The sequence below is a fragment of the Corynebacterium lipophiloflavum DSM 44291 genome (genome assembly GCF_000159635.1).
Lineage (GTDB): Bacteria > Actinomycetota > Actinomycetes > Mycobacteriales > Mycobacteriaceae > Corynebacterium > Corynebacterium lipophiloflavum.
Genome location: NZ_GG667191.1, coordinates 576,001 through 579,094, shown reverse-complemented (window position 1 = coordinate 579,094; position 3,094 = coordinate 576,001). Strand labels below are relative to the sequence as shown.

Here is a 3,094-nt window from a genome sequence, read left to right as displayed (position 1 = left end):
CCCGAATCCGTCTCTGTTCGCCGGGCTCCCGCCGCACTACGGCGGATTCGTAGAAACGCAAGGAATGTGATTGGTTGCTCACAGGAGCGACACTCGAATCAGGCGTGCCAGAACTGAAGCGAATTGATCGGGTGAAATTGACGCGTGGGGCTGCACCTGCAGCACATAACGCGACACCAGAGCCCCCAGCAGGACAATCGAGTTCTGTACTACCGCGTCGGCGGTGCTCAGCCGAGGGTGGCCCGGATGCTGTGCCCGTAATCCGAGAAGGAGTTCTTCGGCACCGGCAAGAATTTCACGCTCGAAGTAGCCGGATACGATTGCCCTGGTGTCGTCGTCTTTCATTGCGTATCGAAACGCTGGCAGTACTCGCTCTTGAAAGGGAGACGACTCGCAATAGGCAACGAACGTGCGGGCAAGCAGTTGAGGGAACTGGCCAGGCGGGAGTTCCGGGACCGAACTTACTGAGCGCAATATCGCGGACGCGCTCAACCCATCGAGCACCGCTTCGCAAAACAACGCATCTTTGCTGCCAAAATAATAATTCACCAAAGCGTGATCCACGTCTGCTTCAGCTGCGATTGCTCGAAGCGTCGTGCCTGCATATCCATTCTGGAGAAACTGCCTCCTAGCTGCACGAAGGATGAGCTCTCGACGTTCCGATGGTTCGCTCGGGCGACCGCGGCGTTTATTCACCATGCTGGAAACACTAGCTGGCGAACGGTGACACTTTCACTATGAAACCAGACCCGGATACTCCCGCAGTTGCTATGCGGAACGCGCGAGCCCGAATCCTCCAGCCTGTTTCCTTCACCTTGCCTCGAGGTTCGATAAGCGCGCTTGTCGGCCCTTCAGGATCAGGCAAGACCACGTTGATGCGCATGATCGTTGGCACGCAGGCTCGTGTCGACGGCACTGTGCACGTGCTTGGACTGCCCGCAGGTCATCGCCAACTGCGCACCAAGGTCACGTACGCAACCCAGCAAGCTAGCGTGTTCGACGAACTCTCCGTGCGAGAGAACCTTAGCTATGTCGCAGACATTTACGGGCTTCGCCGCAACCGAATCGACGGAGTGGTCGACCAGCTCGATCTGACCGCCAAGATCGACGAGCCGGTGCGCAAGCTCAGCGGTGGTCAACGCAGCCGCGTAAGTCTTGCGGTCGCCCTACTGCCAGATCCGGAACTTGTTGTCCTCGACGAGCCAACGGTCGGCCTCGACCCCATCCTGCGAGCCCAGATGTGGGACCTGTTCAAGGAGCTGGCTCACAAGGGCACCACGCTGATTATCTCGAGCCACATCCTGGATGAAGCCGAGCACTGCGACAACGTATTGTTCATTCGCGACGGCAAGGTGAGCCACACGCACCCGGAAACCATCAAACGCGAAACCGGTGCAGCGACGCTTGAAGCGGCATTCGTGGAGGCAATGACCAAGTGAGGGCAAGTTTTGCAGTGGCCAAGCGGGTCGGCAACCAGTTGCGACGGGACCCACGAACTCTCGCACTCATCTTCGTGTTGCCAGCTGTCCTAATGTCCTTGCTGTATTGGATCTTGAGCAACACTGGATTATTTGACCGCATCGCGCACGCAGTCCTCGGGGTGTTTCCGTTCCTCGTAATGTTCCTTGTCGCATCCGTGACCACGCTTCGCGAGCGCAGTTCCGGAACACTGGAACGAGCGCTCACAATGCCGGTGCGCCGGATCGACATCATCGGTGGTTACACGCTGACCTTCAGCCTGGTTGCGATCGCACAAACGCTGATCACCGTTGTTGTCTGCACCCGGCTACTCGACTTGGATATCGAGGGATCACTCGCCGCGTTCGTTGTGGTCGCTTTGCTCAGCGCTCTTACCGGCACCACCGCAGGATTGTTAGCGTCTGCTTTTGCCCATACGGAATTCCAGGTTATGCAATTCGTCCCCGCTGCTATCGTTCCCCAATTCCTGCTATGTGGCGTTATCGTGCCCCGGGAAGAAATGCCGCATGCCCTCGAGTTGCTCTCGCACACCATGCCGATCAGCTACGTCGTCGACGCGATGCTCGCGTTAAGCAACGCCCCCACCCCGTCTGCGTTTCCCAAGGGCGATCTGGTAACTGATATCGCCATACTTTCTGGGTTTTGCGCGGCATTCGTCGTGCTCGGCGCAGTGAGCCTGCGCCGGAAAACACCTTAAGAAGTCTGAGCGCCCGAGGTGAACTTTGAGAGCGCGTGGTGAGCCTAGACGGTGTTACTCCAAGGCGTCGCCGAGCAGGTGAGCGACTGAACATTCTTCGGCGTTGTCGAGGTTGATGCTGGCATTGATGTTGTAGAACGCCATAACCGAGATCATTCGGGTGGCCTGGTCACGGTTCACGCCGAGGTGTTCGATAGCCAAGTCACGTAGGCGTTCGACCCCGTTTCTGGTCGCGGCGGCGATTTGATCGTCGGAGGTGGCGGCAGCCCAGGCATGGACCTGAATCGTGAGCAGGTCACGGTCTTCTGCGACGAGGTCGTCGTAGCTGGCGGCGAGTACAGGGAGACGTTCTTCTGCTGGAGTGTTCTCGACGGCAGCCGTCAGAGTTGCGATGATGCGGTCGCAGGCCGCCTCCCAGGCGGCGATGAACATCGCTTTCTTCGTGGGGTAGAGCTGGAACAAGTAAGGCTGCGAGACCCCGACGTCATCGGCGATCGCCGAGGTCTTCGTGCCGTGGTACCCGGAGTGGGCGAATAGATGAATCGCGGCCTCGACGACTTCATTGCGCCGTGCCTGCGCGGTTGAACGTGCCATTCTCTCATCATATCGAGTGGTCGCTAAGTTATGCTAGATTCCAAACTTAGCGGATACTCGCTAATTGAACAATGTTGTGCCGCGGTCTGAGGTCGGGGTTTAGAGGAGAACAAACAATGACGTCTCGTGCTGAGGGGATGGAAACGTCCAAGCAATCGGTTAACCGACACTGGGGAGCAGCGGTGACACTCGCCGTGGCTTTCGTGTTGTCGGGGCTGTCGATGCTTGGGGCGATGCAGATTGAGCAGACGCTAAAGGAGGGCGGATGGACGGTGACAGGCTCGGGCCCCGCCATAGTCACCGAGGGTCTGTCGGAGGTGCTGT

At 58.4% G+C, this 3,094-nt stretch carries 5 protein-coding genes; 3 read left to right on the top strand and 2 right to left on the bottom strand.

The features are described from left to right. Nucleotides 1–78: 78 nt before the first annotated feature. A complete protein-coding gene (locus tag HMPREF0298_RS11755) occupies nt 79–699 on the bottom strand; it encodes a TetR/AcrR family transcriptional regulator (RefSeq protein WP_083789489.1) in 621 nt (206 codons plus the stop codon). Nucleotides 700–737: 38 nt separating this feature from the next. On the opposite strand from HMPREF0298_RS11755, the gene HMPREF0298_RS02890 reads away from it, so the two are divergent. Both HMPREF0298_RS02890 and HMPREF0298_RS02885 read left to right on the top strand, forming a co-directional pair. Further along, nucleotides 738–1,439 (top strand): ABC transporter ATP-binding protein, encoded by a 702-nt coding sequence (locus HMPREF0298_RS02890; RefSeq protein ID WP_083789488.1) that lies wholly within the window; start codon nt 738–740, stop codon nt 1,437–1,439. Beyond that, on the top strand, nt 1,436–2,176 hold the full coding sequence (locus HMPREF0298_RS02885) for an ABC transporter permease (protein WP_157464345.1): 741 nt from the start codon (nt 1,436–1,438) through the stop codon (nt 2,174–2,176). The genes HMPREF0298_RS02890 and HMPREF0298_RS02885 overlap by 4 nt, the downstream gene beginning before the upstream one ends. A gap of 54 nt (nt 2,177–2,230) precedes the next feature. Here HMPREF0298_RS02885 and HMPREF0298_RS11530 read toward each other — a convergent pair whose 3' ends face one another. Then, nucleotides 2,231–2,770 (bottom strand): TetR/AcrR family transcriptional regulator, encoded by a 540-nt coding sequence (locus HMPREF0298_RS11530; protein ID WP_006839595.1) that lies wholly within the window; start codon nt 2,768–2,770, stop codon nt 2,231–2,233. Between the two features lie 116 nt (nt 2,771–2,886). Between HMPREF0298_RS11530 and HMPREF0298_RS12390 the strand changes: the two genes are divergently transcribed. Then, the coding region (locus HMPREF0298_RS12390) for a hypothetical protein (protein ID WP_040422209.1) at nt 2,887–3,094 on the top strand (208 nt) is incomplete at its 3' end.